At 51.0% G+C, this 245-nt stretch carries 1 rRNA gene; it reads right to left on the bottom strand.

Annotation, left to right across the window (positions count from 1 at the left end):
• Positions 1-245, bottom strand: a 23S ribosomal RNA gene (locus tag CES82_RS12225); the annotation flags it as partial.

Here is a 245-nt window from a genome sequence, read left to right as displayed (position 1 = left end):
AGCCTTCTGCGTCCCTCCATCGCTCAAACATATCTTACTAGTACAGGAATATCAACCTGTTGGCCATCGTCTACGCCTTGCGGCCTCGACTTAGATCCCGACTAACCCTGGGAGGACGAGCCTTCCCCAGGAAACCTTAGTCATTCGGTGGATCAGATTCTCACTGATCTTTCGCTACTCATACCGGCATTCTCACTTCTAAGCGCTCCACTAGTCCTTACGATCTAGCTTCACCGCCCTTAGAA

This window comes from Secundilactobacillus silagincola, from assembly GCF_002583405.1.
Taxonomy (GTDB): Bacteria; Bacillota; Bacilli; order Lactobacillales; family Lactobacillaceae; genus Secundilactobacillus; species Secundilactobacillus silagincola.
The sequence above is the reverse complement of the archived record's forward strand: the minus strand, read 5'-3'. Positions and strand labels throughout refer to the sequence as shown.